This window comes from Kordiimonas sp. (genome assembly GCF_048260245.1).
In the GTDB taxonomy this organism is placed as follows: Bacteria; Pseudomonadota; Alphaproteobacteria; order Sphingomonadales; family Kordiimonadaceae; genus Kordiimonas.
In genome coordinates this window covers 37,505-50,088 of record NZ_JBLXGZ010000009.1, presented here as the reverse complement: position 1 = coordinate 50,088, position 12,584 = coordinate 37,505, and the positions used below count along the sequence as shown (strand labels likewise).

The window sequence follows — 12,584 nt, the reverse complement described above, 5'->3', positions numbered from 1 at the left end:
GGCACAATTTGTCCTGACGAAAAGGTTGAGAAACATTGAGAGAGCTTGCGGGCACGGACAGAAAACTGATTGGCGAAGTGGTTTTTGACCCCGCGCGCAACGAACTGACGGTGGCGGGCGAGACAAAGCCGCTTGAGCCGCGACTTGTCCGTCTGCTTGAGGAATTGTGTGCTGCGGGCGGTGCACCGGTCCCGCGCGAGCAACTGCTTGCCAGTGTATCGACACTGCCCTACGCCGGGGACGAGGCGCTCACCCAGGCCATGTCCAAGCTCAGGCAGGCGTTGGGGGACGACCCTCGACGGCCGCGCTATATCAAGACCATCCCGCGCCGGGGGTACGCGCTCATTGCCACCATCGCGGATTACCACGAAGAGCAAGAAAGCCCTGATGGGCCCGTCATGCTTGCGGGCGGCAAGCAGCATGCGATCTTTTGGTATTCCGCCTCGGCCGCGATCTTCTTGCTTGCGGTTTTTGTCGGCTATTTGCTTTACATCTCGCGCACATCGGAAATTGAGATTGAATTCCACGAAAAATCACAGCAGGAATTTATCGAGAAGCAGGACATGAAGCCCGAGGCGCCAGTTTCATGAAGTGGTTAAAAGCTGTCAGATATAGGTACCAACCAGAGTGACTGGCTTGGCTCCGGTACCCAATTTAAAGCGTGCGATGCCTGCGCCGTTAGCGGTATTGACGCCGCCCAGGTCAAGGAAGCTGATACCGCGATCCTTCAGCGCCAGCATACCTTCATAAAGCACCCGGTTCTGCGCATTCACTGCACGGGCTTCTTCCCCGGCCCAGCCAATGTGGTAAGTGGCGCTGTTGCCATGCAGCAGGAACAAGGCGCCTGCGATCTTGCGGCGACCGCTGAGCGCGTTGACCGATAGCACAGCCTGTTCGCCTGCCTCCTCCAGCACACTGTTAAAAAGCGGTACGAGTCCCAGTGGCAACCCCTGATAACCCCGGCCTTTGCGTTGTTCTGCTTCCTTTTCCAAAAGCCAGCTATGCTGATGCGCTTTGCGGCCGCCAAGGCTGATGGTCAGGTGTGCGTCTTCCGCGCGGGCCAACTGGTTTCGCCACTTGCCAACAAGGCCATCACGCAAATGAGCAACATCCGGCCTGAGGTCCAGCCACGGTGTGGAATATCCGGTGATAATGCGTTTGAGCCCAGCCCTTTTCAGCTTTTGCAGTGCAGGCTCCGTCGCCTCAATTTCTGGCTGCTGGGCCAGAAAACGCCAGCGCCACGGCTGGGACTGTGCCTTGAGCGCCGCGAGGATGGAAACCCGCGTATCAAGGCTTATACCCGTGTCCAGCCAAAGGGGCCCGCGCATAATGCTCTCGATACCGATAAGTCCGGCCAGTTGCCGTCTGGCGACGACGCAAAAGGCAGCGGCATTCTCGCCTGCCGCTATCTGCCACATCTCCACCGGCACGCCGATGGCTTCAAGCGCGCGACCATAGGCCCAGTGTTGTTGCAGCGGCAACGGCACACCTGAAGGCACCTCTTGCCAACGGGCAGGCTCTATCCGGCCTTTCCTGATATCAAATGCAGCGGGCGGTGTTCGATCGGTGCTAGGCATGATGGCTGGCCCCGGCTATAATCGCGTCATGATCAAACGTCAGGACAAAGCGGAAGAAGTGATGGGGCAGCGCATTGCGCCGCCCCGGATAACTTTTGGCGCCGTGGGCGTCTTGCTCAAATATATCCTGTTGCCAGTTTTTCTGGGACTGGCCTTGCTGGATATCGGATTTTACTTCTTTTTCCAGCATGTGCTTGAGCGTTGCTATGGCATCCTTTGTTATTTTTCCTAGCTGTCGACCGACACCAGTTCAACAGTGAAAATAAGCGTCGCATAGGGTGGGATGGAGCGCGAGCCGCGTTCGCCGTAAGCAAGGTGGTACGGAATGAAAAATTCGTACTTTGCACCCGGCTTCATCAGCTGAACACCTTCAGTCCAGCCTTTGATCACGCCATTGAGCGGGAAGCTTGTCGGTGTACCGCGACGGTAGCTTGAGTCAAACTCTGTACCATCAATCAGCTTGCCCGCGTAATGCACTGTTACATTTGCTTCTGCCGTTGGGCTATCGCCTTCACCTTCTTCGATCACACGGTATTGAAGGCCGCTTTCGGTCTCGGTCACGCCGTCTTGTTTGGCATTCTCTTCGAGGAAAGCCAATTGCTGGATCTTGAAGGTTTCTGCTTGCTTACGGGCTTCGGCCTCAGCTTCCTCAAGCGACATGACACCTAGCAATTCTACATCAAAGACAAGGGTTGCGTCACCGGGGATTACGCCACCGGCGCCGTTCGGGCCATAGGCAATCTCAGCCGGGATGGCCAACTCCCACTTATCGCCCACCTGCATCATCTGCAGTGCTTCGGTCCAACCCGGGATCAGCCGACCAGCAGGGAAGGTTGCAGGCTCACCGCGCTTGTAACTCGAATCGAATTCGCTGCCGTCAATCAGGCGGCCAGCGTAATGCACGGTGACGAAGTCTTCGGCGGACGGGCTTTTGCCGTCACCACTTTCAACCACACGGTATTGAAGGCCGGAAGCTGTAACCTGAACGCCCTCTTTCTTTTTGTTTTCTTCGAGATAGGCGAGGTTTTCAGCCTTGAACGCGGCTTGTTCAGTCATTGTATCAGTTGCTTTCTGGTCTTGGGTTTGAGGGGCGCCATCTTTGGCGTCTTCTGTTTTTTCGTTTTCGCTGCTATCGTTACTGCAGGCAGCAAGGCCAAGCATTGCGGCGATCGCTGCGAATTTCAGTGCTTTTTGCATGGAAGACCCCTTATTCATTATGGCCGCGACACTAGCCCGGCAAGCCTATAGGGGAAAGCAAAAAAGCGCCGAAAAGAAGGTAATTTGAAGGGAAATAATGGTGACAGTAGCGGATAGCGTGGTTCGGGATGAGATTATGCGGCAAATAAGCGAAGCAAAAAGCGTCGCGCCGCGCGACGTGGCACAAGCGCTGGCCGGGGAAGACGAGGACTGGCGCAAATATTTGCCGCGGGTTCGCACTGAGGCTACGGCACTGTACCATGCCGGGGAGCTTTCTTTTCTGCGCAAGCGCAAACCGGTGTCGCCGGATGGCTTGAAGGGTATATACCGGCTGAGCCAGCCGCAGTAGCACCGGGGGCGGCTTTGGCTTGCCCTTGGTGGAGTTAAGCAAAGAATGTAGTGAGGGGGGTCCGATGTCGTTGCTCGACAAGAAAGTGCTGGACAAGTTAACCAATGATGTGGGGGAGGAATCCGTCGAATTTTTGGTTGGGTCACTCAAACAGGAAATTGAACGCACAGGCTTGGCCATTAGTGAGCACCTGTCAAAAGGCGAGATTGAGCAAGTGGAAATTCAGGCACATGCCTTGAAAAGTGCGGCTCGTAGTTTCGGCGCCATGCCACTTGGCGACATATGCCAAGCCATCGAGGAGGCAGCTCGCGCCTCCCGCACATCGGAGATCGCAGGGTTGATGAAGCGGTTTCGTTTTGTCTCGGCGGAGACGATAGCAGCGTTCGGATAGGTCAGCTAAAGCTGCTGAGGCGCATATCCAGATATTTCATGTCCGGGTCACTGCCGCCTGTAAAGCGGGCTTTCTTAAAAGCTGCATGCGCCTCATCCAGGCGACCGAGACGATGCAGTATTTCTGCCCGGGCGGTATGAAAGTGCCCATCGCCGCGCAACTCGGGTGATGCCGACAAGCTGTCCAGCTTCTCAAGCGCGCTTTCATTGTCTCCGGCCATCGCAATTGCGATAGCGTGATTAAGTGCCACGATGGGTGCGCGGGTCATGCACCATAACTGTTCGTAGTAAAGGCTAATTTGCCGCCAGTCGGTTTCCGCTGACGAACGGGCGGTTGCATGCAGGGCAGCAATGCCAGCCTCCAGATGATACCGGTTAAGCTCAGGTGTGGTTTGTGCTTTCTTCAGGTGGTGAAATCCCTTCATGATCAGGTTTTGATCCCATAGTTCGCGGTTTTGCACGGTGAGTGGGATGAAGGTGTCGCCCGCCCCTGTACGGCTGGTTAGCCGGGACGCCTGAAAACACAGAAGCGCGGCAAGGGCATGGGCATCTGCGCTGCTGATTGCACGAATGTTGCACAAGCTCTCTGCCAGCCGCAGGGCTTCAAGCGCGATATCGGTGCGGACGGCCAGAGCGCCGGGGCCGGGACTGTAGCCTAGCGAGAAAGCCAGATAGATCACTTTCTGCACGGCAGCCACCCGCGGCGCGAGGTCTGCCCCCATGGGCATATCGAACGACAACCTCTGACCGCGAATGCACTCCTTGCAGCGCATCAGGCGCGCGGACATCGCAGCCGGGCCTATATGAAACAGCCGGGCAATTTCGCGGGCGCTAAAGCCAAACGCAATATTGAGCGTGAGAGCGAGACGGTCGCGTGCCAGCATGGCTGGGTGGCAACATAGGAATAGTAGCCGTAGCTCTGAATCACTGATGCCGGGGGAGGGCTGCTGTGGATTGGTTTGTTCGGCTTCAAGGGCAGGTATGGCATTCCGAGCCACACTATGGCGGCGCAGCAGGTCGATGGCCTTGCGAAAAGCGACGCTGTGCAGCCAGGCTGCGGGGTTTTCGGGCATGCCGTCATAAGGCCATGTGCGGCTTGCCGCCAACAGGGCATCTTGCGCTGTGTCTTCGGCAAGTGCGAGGTTGTGAGCCCCCAATTTCCGCGTGAGCGAGGCGACAAGCCGCCCCGCCTCGCGGCGAAACAGCTGGTCAAGCGTTCGCCTGATCTCGGTGTCTGGCTCGCCTAACATTATTCAAGCGGGTCTATCTCGCGCAGTTCAATGCGGCCATATCTGACGTGTGGGCATGTCTTGGCGATCTCGGCTGCTTCGTCGTAGTCGGCCGCGGTAATCGACATGAAGCCGCCGATTATCTCGTTGGCTTCGGTGAAGGGACCGGCGTGGCTTTCAATGCCGCTTGGACCCATCATCAGGCTACGGCCGGGTTCGTCCTTGAGTTTTTCGCCGCCCAGAAAGCGACCGTCAGCGATCATTTGTTCTGTCCAGGCGGTATATTCTCGGATCATCGCCATCATTTCATCTTGGGAAAGCTGGGGAAAACCATCCAGCTTGTCGTGCAGCAACAACATGAATTGAGCCATGGTCGTCTCCGATATTTTGGGCGGTGGGCGGGGTGCCCTTTTGCCCGTTATATCGTGTTGACGTGCGGCTTGGGTATGATTTCGACATCGCGGCCGGTTTTATTTTCCGTTGGCATGATCCAGGCGGGCAAGGGCGTGTTCTATTACAGCCCTGTAGGCTTCCTGCTCAAACACCAGTTCCGGGAAGTCCCGGTACCGCCAATAGAGCCCATCTTTCGCCTTGGCCTTGTCGTCGCGGTAGGGGTTCGACCAGCCATGCCAGCGCACAAAGCCATAGTCTACGCTGATTTTGCAGGTTAGAAACCAGCAGAAGGGTTCGCCGCAATTACAGGCATACGGGGTCAGGCCGCCGGGAAAGGTTTGCAACAAGCCTTCCGCGTCTTGTCGGGTCAGGTAAGGCGCGTAAGCCCCGGCGATCGTATCGGTATGCTTTGCTTCGAATGCAGTGATGCTGTCCAGAAGGTTGGTGCCGTCGACATAAATATCGAACACGGGGCCATAGGGCTTTTTTTCGGCGGAAAGCCTGAGCTCAAGGGTATGGACAAAGGCGTTGGTCATGCAGTGTCCTTAAGCTCAAGGCCGGGTCTTAGTCCGCGTATGGGATGATTAGAAAGCGAGGGTCTGGGTCAGTTCAGCGCGAAGCTCCGGAATGCCCCAGCCTTTTTCGCTTGATGTAGCAAGAACAACCGGGAAACAGGCGATGAATTTTTTTGCATCTTCCTGCGTTTTTTTGAGGATTTTTTCCCGGTCGGCAACCTTGAGCTTGTCCAGCTTCGTCAGCACAATCTGGTAGTTGACGGCGGCCTCATCAAGCATGGTCATGATCTCGCGGTCGTTTTCCTTCAGGCCATGACGGCTATCGATCAGCAGCATGATACGCCTAAGGTTCGGGCGGCCACGAAGGTAATCTTTCACCAGTCGGGTCCAGGCATGCACCTTCTTCCGCTCGATTTTGGCGTAGCCATATCCGGGCAAGTCCACAAGGTATGCGAGCTGGTCTGCCTCGCGCCCGATCTCGAAGTAATTGAGCTCTTGCGTGCGGCCAGGTGTGTTGGAGGTGCGGGCCAGGGTTTTTCGGCCTGTCAGTGCATTCACAAGGCTGGATTTCCCCACATTGGAGCGTCCGGCGAATGCTACTTCCGGACGGTCTGCACCCGGCAGCGTCTGCAGGGATACCGCGCCCATGATAAAATCAACGGGACCGGCAAAAAGAAGCCGGCCACGTTCCATATCTGTCTGGGTAAATCGCTCTTCTTCCATTCTCGCCTTATGCCTTAGTTTTTTCTTTGGCCGCCGTGCGGGCGTCCTCGCGGCGCATGATCAGCCACTGTTGTCCAATCGACAAGGTGTTGTTCCATGTCCAGTAAAGCACGAGACCAGCGCTGAAAGGCGCCATGATGAAGGTGAAAATCAGCGGCAGGAAGCCCATGATTTTCTGCTGTGTCGGGTCCATGGCGGCGGACTGCGGGTTAAGCTTCTGCTGTAGCCACATGGAAAGCCCCATGAGGATAGGCAATACGCCGATAGCAATGAATGCGGGCGGGTTCCAGTCAAGCGCGCCAAAGAGTGTGATTGGTGTCAACGGGTCCGGTGCGCTCAGGTCCTGAATCCAGCCGATAAATGGCTGGTGGCGCATTTCGATCGTTACATACAGCACTTTATATAGCGCAAAGAAAATGGGGATCTGAACCAGAATGGGCAGACAGCCTGCCATCGGGTTGATTTTTTCTTTTTTATACAGCGCCATCATCTCCTGCTGCAGTTTCTGGCGATCTTCCTTATAGCGTTCCTGCAGTTTCTTGATCTTGGGTTGTGCCTTTTTCATATGGCTCATGGAGACATAGGATTTGTTCGCAAGCGGGAACAGCGCCAGCTTCAGGATAACGGTCATCAACAGAATGGCGACACCATAATTGCCGGTGTATTCAAAAAGCAGGTGCAGACCCTTGAAGATCGGCCGTGTCAGCCAATAGAACCAGCCCCAGTCGATGGTGCGGTCGAACAGCGCGATTTCATACTTTTCCTGATAGCGGTCGATGGTGCCGACAATCTTGGCGCCAGCGTAAAAATGGCTGGTGCTCTCCAGCGCGCCACCTGCAGGCAGAGTATGCCAGTTTTCTACATAATCAACGCGGTAGCTGACATCACCCCCTGTAGCACGGCGTACAAAGCGCGCGCGGGATAAGGCTGCATCCTGTGACGGGATAAGGGTTGTCATCCAGTATTTGTCGGTAATACCCATCCAGCCACCGGTGGAGCTGACTTCATAGTTTCCGTCGTCTTCGAGGTCGGAATATGACTGCTCTTCGAGTGTGCCGTTGAAAACGCCGATCGGACCTTCATGCAGAATGTACAGACCCGCTGTATCGGGTTCGCCGCGGCGACTGATCAGGCCATAGGGCGCAATCTGCATGGTAGCGTCGGTTGAGTTGATGACGCTCTGCGTGACCGAGAACATGAACTCTTTGTCAACTTCAACCTTCATCAGGAAGCGCAGGCCGTCCCCATTATCCCACGTGAGCGTTACGGGCTTGCCGGGCGCAAGCATGTCGCTGTCTGCGCTCCAGACACTGCTTGCGTTTGGCACAGCGTCGGGGTTCTGTCCTGATACAGACCAGCCGTAGCGGACAAAATACGCGTCCGGCGCGCCCACGGGTGAAAGCAAGCGCACATTCTGGGCGTCTTTTGCCATGCTTACTTTGTGTTTGTTAAGCAAGAGGTCATCAAACCTTGCGCCGCGCAGAGCGAGTGATCCGGATAGCTCCGGTGTCTCAATACGCACGCTGCCAGCGTCGGCGAGAACAGGTTCGTTCCCGACAACTTCAGCGGTGGTTTCATCCTCGGGGGCTACCTCTCGCGGTGCCAAAGCCTCTTCAACTGCCTGGCTCGTGCGTGCCTCCTCCACTTCTTGACGCGCAGCTTCCATTTTCGGGCCAGCATAAAAATACTGGTAGCCCAGAAGTATCGCCAGCGATAGCACGGCAAAAAGCACAAAATTCTTATTGTCACCCATGAGATGTCATACCCTGATCATGTGGCCGCTTCACGTCGGCCTCTTCACTCTTATTTGTTGTGCTGCATGCACATGACGGCGACCCGTGAGCCGCTTTACCGCGTGGGCTTTGTGGCACAGGATCGTAACCAAATCCACCCCAAGGATGGCATTTGAGGATGCGGCGAATTGCCAGCCCGCCGCCGCGGATCGCACCGTGCAGCCTGATCGCCTCAAGCGCATAAGCGCTGCAAGTAGGCTGAAAACGGCAGTTCGGCCCCAAAAGCGGCGAGATAAATAGCTGATAAACCTTGATAAAGCCAAGCAGAACCCAGCCAAGGGGTGAGGTGCGGGAGGGGCGAGTATTGTCGGTCTCCGGCATTTTATCCTCGGTTTCGCTGTGGTGCTTTGCCGCGAAGGGCGGGTCGTCTGTCTGATTTTAAATCGGCGCCCGATGCCAGTTTTGCAAGGGCCCAGCGCATGTCAGCCCCTAATTTCTCAAAATCGTAGCTGATAGCGGCCTGTCGGCCTATGAATACATAGGCCCAGCCGGGCTCGCCGTGCGCGGCCACTATTTGGCGCGCTACTTCCTTGAGACGCCTGCGGGCCCGGTTGCGAGCGACGGCATTCCCAACCTTCTTTGAAACAGTAAAGCCGACGCGTGGCGAGGTGTCTGATTCGCCCGGCATGGCCTGCACGATAAAGGCAGGTGTCACCCATTTGCGCTGGGTGCCAGCTACTGCCAGATATTCGGGCCTTTTTTTGATGCGATCGAATGTGGCCATGTCTGTCTTGCTTTATTCAGGCATTTGCCTCGGGTGTGCCCCGAGCTTAAGCCCAAAAACAACGAAAGCCGACCGGATATCTCGCGGTCGGCGTTTCATCTGTGTTACGCGGTGCGCAAGCGCGCCCCGAAGACCTCTACGCCGAAAGGCGCTTACGGCCTTTTGCGCGGCGTGCATTTAGAATGCGACGGCCACCAACGGTTGCCATGCGGGCACGGAAACCGTGACGACGTTTGCGAACGAGCACACTTGGTTGATAGGTCCGTTTCACTTGTCTTACTCCAGCTTTATCGCCTAGCCTTGTATCTCGGTCGCGGCCCGGCGTTCAAATTTCGAGCGCGCTGTATACTCGCAGGGTAACCCCAAGTCAACAGCGCATGACGGGAGTTCTTAACATAATTTTGGCGTCTTTTCGCGAAATTCTGGTTGCCGACCGCAAAAATGTAACCAAATTTACGGTCAGGAGGGACTTTGAGCCCTAATGGTTCAGGATTGGATGCGTCGATTCGGCGTGTGCATTAGTTTACTTGCAATTCCAAGCAGGATGCGATTCAAGTCATTTTATGCCCGAGCATTACAGACCGTTTACATCCAGTCTCAGGTCTCGCCTGCTGATTCTCACCTGCATCTTCGTGATGGGGGTGTCTGTGTTTGTTTATCTGCCATCCATCGCCACTTTCCGTCAGGACTATATCGGTACCCGTCTTGAGAACGCGCAAATCGCCGTGTTGGCGCTTGAGGAGGCACCGAATAACATGGTCAGTCCTCAGCTTGAGCAACGGCTGCTGCGACAGTCGGGCGTCATTGCCATTATTGTCCGGCGGGAAGACAAAAGTCTCGTGCTCGGCTTTGATGTCATGCCCGACGAGGTAAATGCGACCTATGACCTGCGGAACCCGTCTCTCGGGGCATTGATCATGGATGCGTTTGACACTCTGGAAGAAGGTGGGGATCGGGTGATCAGGGTAATCGGCGACCCCATGCTGCCAGGCACGCGTATGCTTGAGGTCACGATGGATGAGGCAGGATTATACCGCGCGCTGGCCAATTATTCCAACAATGTCCTTGTGCTGGCGATCCTGACATCCATTTTCACCGGCATTCTGGTTTACCTGGCTCTGCATTGGCTGCTTGTGCGTCCCATGCGCAGGATCAAGGACCGTATTGTAGCCTTCCGTCGCCAGCCTGAGGCGGTGCAAGGCCGGTCACGCTTCTCTCGGAGGCCGGATGAGATTGGCCTTGTCGAGCGTGAACTCATGCGCATGCAGGACGAGTTGCGGCAAAACCTTAAGCAAAAGTCTCACTTGGCGGCACTCGGCGAAGCGGTCGCCAAAATCAACCATGACCTGCGAAATATTCTCGCGACTGCGCAGTTGGCATCAGATGCGCTGCAACGTGTGGATCACCCGGGCGTGCAGAAAGTGTCTCGCCGTTTGGTTTCCGCTGTTAGTCGGGCCGTTGCGCTATGCGAAAGCACCATCCGTCACGGGAAGGCGGATGACCCCTTGCCCGAAAAGCGCTGGAGCCCGCTTGAGGATATTGTGCGGGATGTGGCTTTGTCGCTTGGGCTGCCTGAACGGGAAGACTTCTCCTTCGAGTATTTTGAAGAGGAAATTATCCAGATCTATGCCGATCCGGAACAATTACATCGGGTGTTGCTGAACCTGTGCAGGAATGCTTACGAGGTGCAAGGAACGGGAGGCACAATCAAAGTGCGCGCCAGCCGAGACAGTGATGGCACGGTTCATATCCGCATTCACGATAGCGGGCCCGGCATCCCCGAGCATGTACGGCCTAGTCTTTTCAAGGCTTTTTCAAGTGCGCGCGCTGGCGGTACCGGGCTCGGCCTTGCCACTGCCCGTGATATTGTTTTGGCTCATGGTGGCCAGATCGTCCTCGAGGATACCGGGCCGGAAGGCACAACTTTCCTGATCCGCTTACCCGGTGACGAGGTGGAACGCTGACATGCATATCAAGGCAGTGCCTGGACCGACCGATTCGCTGACGGATGTTGCTGGGCTTAAAGTAGGGCAGGCGCATGATGCGGACGCCCGTACTGGCGTTACCGTCGTTGTCCCCGATAGACCGGCGGCGATGGGTGTCGATGTTAGAGGCGGCGCCCCAGGTACGCGGGAAACCGAAGCGCTGGATCCTACTTGCCTTATCACCCACGCCCACGCCGTGGTGTTGTCAGGCGGTTCGGTGTTGGGTCTGGCTGCGGCAGACGGCGTGACAGCAGCGCTCTCGCACAAGGGTATTGGCTTGGCGATCGCACCGCAGGCGGTGCCGGTGGTGCCAGCGGCAATTCTTTTTGATCTCACCAACGGTGGCGACAAGGACTGGGGCATGGACCCGCCATATCGCCAGCTAGGCATTGATGCCGTGGAGGCGCTGAGCTATGAGGTGACGCAAGGGCGGGTTGGTGCCGGTTTTGGGGCGCGGGCAGGTGGTGTGCAAGGCGGTGTCGGCAGCGCAAGTTATGTGACGGAAGACGGTATGGTCGTCGCCGCGCTTGTCGCGGTGAACAGTTTTGGCAGCGCTGGGACAGAAGAAGCGGCCAATGTTGGTGCTGTGAACCTGCCGAAGGTTGGCTTGGTGGGCACCAATACCACCATCGCGGTGGTTGCTACCAACCTTGATCTCGACAAGGCCGCGTGCCGGCGGCTGGCGATCATGGCGCAGGACGGCTTGGCGCGCAGCATCAAGCCGGTGCACACGCCTTATGACGGCGATACGGTTTTTGCTTTGGCAACCGGTGCACAGGCCATATCCGGTGATCTGCCCGGCACCTTGGCGGTCGCCGGTACGCTTGCGGCCGATTGCCTGGTGCGCGCGGTTGAAAAAGCCGTGAACACTGCGGCCGGGTAGCTGCCGGTTATTGGGGCTCACTTTCTGCCAGTCGCTGTCGTTCTCCCACCACAAAACGCTCTATGATATCGGCTTCTGCTTCTGCCGCGCTTTTCACAGTTGGCATGTCCATTTCCAGCAAAGGGTCCAGTCTTGAGGCGGTCCGGCTGAGCCGGGTGAGCGCGAGCTGTGCACTAAACCACATATCCTGCAGTTTGTCGGTGTCTGCCGTGCCCAGTCTGGCAACAGCCTGCCGGTAGGCTAGCGTCTCTTCCCTAAGGTTTTTTTTAATCTCGTCAAGCAGGGACATGGCGGCGGATTCGGATTGCGGCAGTGGGTCTTTGTCCGGTAAAGCGATTGCTTCCCCGCTGAGTGCGGGGCGGACTGGAGCGGGTGGTTTGACGTTCGGTGTAACCGCAGATGTATCGGGGCGATTTCTATCTGCGGTGTCAGGAAGGGGGTCGGAAAGATTCGGCCATTCTCCGTCCTGATGCGAACAGGCGCCCAAGGCGGTCAGGGCGATAAAAATTGAAACATATTTTAGGTCAATTATCACGGTAAAAGCCTTGTTTTCCGGGTGTTTGCGATGTGTACGCTACGCTGGATTTGTGGCAGAAACAAGAAAAACGGATTTCTGGCTTGCAATATAAATTTAATCTGATTAGGTTGCGCCGCACACCGCAATCACACTGGGTTGCGCGACTGTTTTGATGGCTTGCACCGGTAGCTCAGCTGGATAGAGCACCAGACTACGAATCTGGGGGCCGGGGGTTCGAATCCTCCCCGGTGCACCAATCAAAAACACCAAAAAATCACGAAATCATTGAGTTGACTGACTGCTGAAACG

At 56.4% G+C, this 12,584-nt stretch carries 17 protein-coding genes and 1 tRNA gene; 7 read left to right on the top strand and 11 right to left on the bottom strand.

Features of this window, described 5'->3' with window-relative positions:
• Positions 1-35: 35 nt before the first annotated feature.
• Entirely contained in the window at positions 36-590 is a 555-nt protein-coding gene (locus ACN0VM_RS06860; protein ID WP_417450122.1) for a winged helix-turn-helix domain-containing protein, read from the top strand.
• Positions 591-605: 15 nt separating this feature from the next.
• Here ACN0VM_RS06860 and ACN0VM_RS06855 read toward each other — a convergent pair whose 3' ends face one another.
• The gene (locus ACN0VM_RS06855; RefSeq protein WP_417450121.1) at positions 606-1,577 is read right to left on the bottom strand and encodes a GNAT family N-acetyltransferase; all 972 of its coding nucleotides are present in this window, start codon (positions 1,575-1,577) and stop codon (positions 606-608) included.
• On the opposite strand from ACN0VM_RS06855, the gene ACN0VM_RS06850 reads away from it, so the two are divergent.
• A complete protein-coding gene (locus ACN0VM_RS06850) occupies positions 1,576-1,809 on the top strand; it encodes a hypothetical protein (RefSeq protein WP_417450120.1) in 234 nt (77 codons plus the stop codon). The genes ACN0VM_RS06855 and ACN0VM_RS06850 overlap by 2 nt on opposite strands.
• On the opposite strand, the gene ACN0VM_RS06845 is transcribed toward ACN0VM_RS06850, so the two are convergent.
• Positions 1,806-2,774, bottom strand: a complete 969-nt coding sequence (locus tag ACN0VM_RS06845) for an FKBP-type peptidyl-prolyl cis-trans isomerase (protein WP_417450119.1) — start codon at positions 2,772-2,774, stop codon at positions 1,806-1,808. The genes ACN0VM_RS06850 and ACN0VM_RS06845 overlap by 4 nt on opposite strands.
• A gap of 97 nt (positions 2,775-2,871) precedes the next feature.
• Between ACN0VM_RS06845 and ACN0VM_RS06840 the strand changes: the two genes are divergently transcribed.
• Positions 2,872-3,123 carry a DUF3253 domain-containing protein gene (locus tag ACN0VM_RS06840; RefSeq protein ID WP_417450118.1) on the top strand — a complete coding sequence of 84 codons (252 nt, stop codon included), beginning with the start codon at positions 2,872-2,874 and terminating at the stop codon, positions 3,121-3,123.
• Between the two features lie 64 nt (positions 3,124-3,187).
• A complete protein-coding gene (locus tag ACN0VM_RS06835; RefSeq protein ID WP_417450117.1) occupies positions 3,188-3,514 on the top strand; it encodes an Hpt domain-containing protein in 327 nt (108 codons plus the stop codon).
• A gap of 1 nt (position 3,515) precedes the next feature.
• On the opposite strand, the gene ACN0VM_RS06830 is transcribed toward ACN0VM_RS06835, so the two are convergent.
• From ACN0VM_RS06830 to rpmH, 8 genes are all read right to left on the bottom strand, one after another.
• The gene (locus ACN0VM_RS06830; RefSeq protein WP_417450116.1) at positions 3,516-4,763 is read right to left on the bottom strand and encodes an RNA polymerase sigma factor; all 1,248 of its coding nucleotides are present in this window, start codon (positions 4,761-4,763) and stop codon (positions 3,516-3,518) included.
• A complete protein-coding gene (locus ACN0VM_RS06825) occupies positions 4,763-5,113 on the bottom strand; it encodes a YciI family protein (RefSeq protein ID WP_417450115.1) in 351 nt (116 codons plus the stop codon). Before ACN0VM_RS06825 ends, ACN0VM_RS06830 begins: the two co-directional genes overlap by 1 nt.
• A 99-nt stretch (positions 5,114-5,212) precedes the next feature.
• Positions 5,213-5,671: a hypothetical protein gene (locus ACN0VM_RS06820; RefSeq protein ID WP_417450114.1), complete on the bottom strand. Its 459-nt coding sequence runs from the start codon at positions 5,669-5,671 to the stop codon at positions 5,213-5,215.
• Between the two features lie 48 nt (positions 5,672-5,719).
• Positions 5,720-6,373 carry a ribosome biogenesis GTP-binding protein YihA/YsxC gene (gene yihA / locus ACN0VM_RS06815; protein ID WP_417450113.1) on the bottom strand — a complete coding sequence of 218 codons (654 nt, stop codon included), beginning with the start codon at positions 6,371-6,373 and terminating at the stop codon, positions 5,720-5,722.
• A gap of 7 nt (positions 6,374-6,380) precedes the next feature.
• On the bottom strand, positions 6,381-8,126 hold the full coding sequence (yidC, locus tag ACN0VM_RS06810) for a membrane protein insertase YidC (protein WP_417450112.1): 1,746 nt from the start codon (positions 8,124-8,126) through the stop codon (positions 6,381-6,383).
• On the bottom strand, positions 8,119-8,487 hold the full coding sequence (yidD, locus tag ACN0VM_RS06805; RefSeq protein ID WP_417450111.1) for a membrane protein insertion efficiency factor YidD: 369 nt from the start codon (positions 8,485-8,487) through the stop codon (positions 8,119-8,121). Before yidD ends, yidC begins: the two co-directional genes overlap by 8 nt.
• A 1-nt stretch (position 8,488) precedes the next feature.
• Complete coding sequence (gene rnpA / locus ACN0VM_RS06800; protein ID WP_417450110.1) at positions 8,489-8,890, bottom strand: ribonuclease P protein component; 402 nt, start codon at positions 8,888-8,890, stop codon at positions 8,489-8,491.
• Between the two features lie 136 nt (positions 8,891-9,026).
• Positions 9,027-9,161: a 50S ribosomal protein L34 gene (gene rpmH, locus ACN0VM_RS06795; RefSeq protein ID WP_417450109.1), complete on the bottom strand. Its 135-nt coding sequence runs from the start codon at positions 9,159-9,161 to the stop codon at positions 9,027-9,029.
• A 376-nt stretch (positions 9,162-9,537) separates the two neighbouring features.
• On the opposite strand from rpmH, the gene ACN0VM_RS06790 reads away from it, so the two are divergent.
• Together ACN0VM_RS06790 and ACN0VM_RS06785 are read left to right on the top strand one after the other, a co-directional pair.
• On the top strand, positions 9,538-10,854 hold the full coding sequence (locus ACN0VM_RS06790; protein WP_417450108.1) for an ATP-binding protein: 1,317 nt from the start codon (positions 9,538-9,540) through the stop codon (positions 10,852-10,854).
• A gap of 1 nt (position 10,855) precedes the next feature.
• A complete protein-coding gene (locus ACN0VM_RS06785; RefSeq protein ID WP_417450107.1) occupies positions 10,856-11,758 on the top strand; it encodes a P1 family peptidase in 903 nt (300 codons plus the stop codon).
• Between the two features lie 7 nt (positions 11,759-11,765).
• Here ACN0VM_RS06785 and ACN0VM_RS06780 read toward each other — a convergent pair whose 3' ends face one another.
• Positions 11,766-12,293, bottom strand: a complete 528-nt coding sequence (locus ACN0VM_RS06780) for a hypothetical protein (RefSeq protein WP_417450106.1) — start codon at positions 12,291-12,293, stop codon at positions 11,766-11,768.
• Between the two features lie 161 nt (positions 12,294-12,454).
• Between ACN0VM_RS06780 and ACN0VM_RS06775 the strand changes: the two genes are divergently transcribed.
• Positions 12,455-12,531 (top strand) — tRNA-Arg (locus ACN0VM_RS06775).
• The last annotated feature ends 53 nt before the right edge of the window (positions 12,532-12,584 follow it).

Excerpts from the sequence above, each read along its gene's own strand:
- yidC (WP_417450112.1), bottom strand. The coding sequence starts at position 8,126 with ATGGGTGACAATAAGAATTTTGTGCTTTTTGCCGTGCTATCGCTGGCG.
- ACN0VM_RS06845 (WP_417450119.1), bottom strand. The coding sequence starts at position 2,774 with ATGCAAAAAGCACTGAAATTCGCAGCGATCGCCGCAATGCTTGGCCTT.
- ACN0VM_RS06840 (WP_417450118.1), top strand. The coding sequence starts at position 2,872 with ATGGTGACAGTAGCGGATAGCGTGGTTCGGGATGAGATTATGCGGCAA.
- ACN0VM_RS06850 (WP_417450120.1), top strand. The coding sequence starts at position 1,576 with ATGATGGCTGGCCCCGGCTATAATCGCGTCATGATCAAACGTCAGGAC.
- ACN0VM_RS06820 (WP_417450114.1), bottom strand. The coding sequence starts at position 5,671 with ATGACCAACGCCTTTGTCCATACCCTTGAGCTCAGGCTTTCCGCCGAA.
- yidD (WP_417450111.1), bottom strand. The coding sequence starts at position 8,487 with ATGCCGGAGACCGACAATACTCGCCCCTCCCGCACCTCACCCCTTGGC.
- yihA (WP_417450113.1), bottom strand. The coding sequence starts at position 6,373 with ATGGAAGAAGAGCGATTTACCCAGACAGATATGGAACGTGGCCGGCTT.
- rnpA (WP_417450110.1), bottom strand. The coding sequence starts at position 8,890 with ATGGCCACATTCGATCGCATCAAAAAAAGGCCCGAATATCTGGCAGTA.
- ACN0VM_RS06785 (WP_417450107.1), top strand. The coding sequence starts at position 10,856 with ATGCATATCAAGGCAGTGCCTGGACCGACCGATTCGCTGACGGATGTT.
- ACN0VM_RS06825 (WP_417450115.1), bottom strand. The coding sequence starts at position 5,113 with ATGGCTCAATTCATGTTGTTGCTGCACGACAAGCTGGATGGTTTTCCC.
- ACN0VM_RS06855 (WP_417450121.1), bottom strand. The coding sequence starts at position 1,577 with ATGCCTAGCACCGATCGAACACCGCCCGCTGCATTTGATATCAGGAAA.
- ACN0VM_RS06830 (WP_417450116.1), bottom strand. The coding sequence starts at position 4,763 with ATGTTAGGCGAGCCAGACACCGAGATCAGGCGAACGCTTGACCAGCTG.
- ACN0VM_RS06835 (WP_417450117.1), top strand. The coding sequence starts at position 3,188 with ATGTCGTTGCTCGACAAGAAAGTGCTGGACAAGTTAACCAATGATGTG.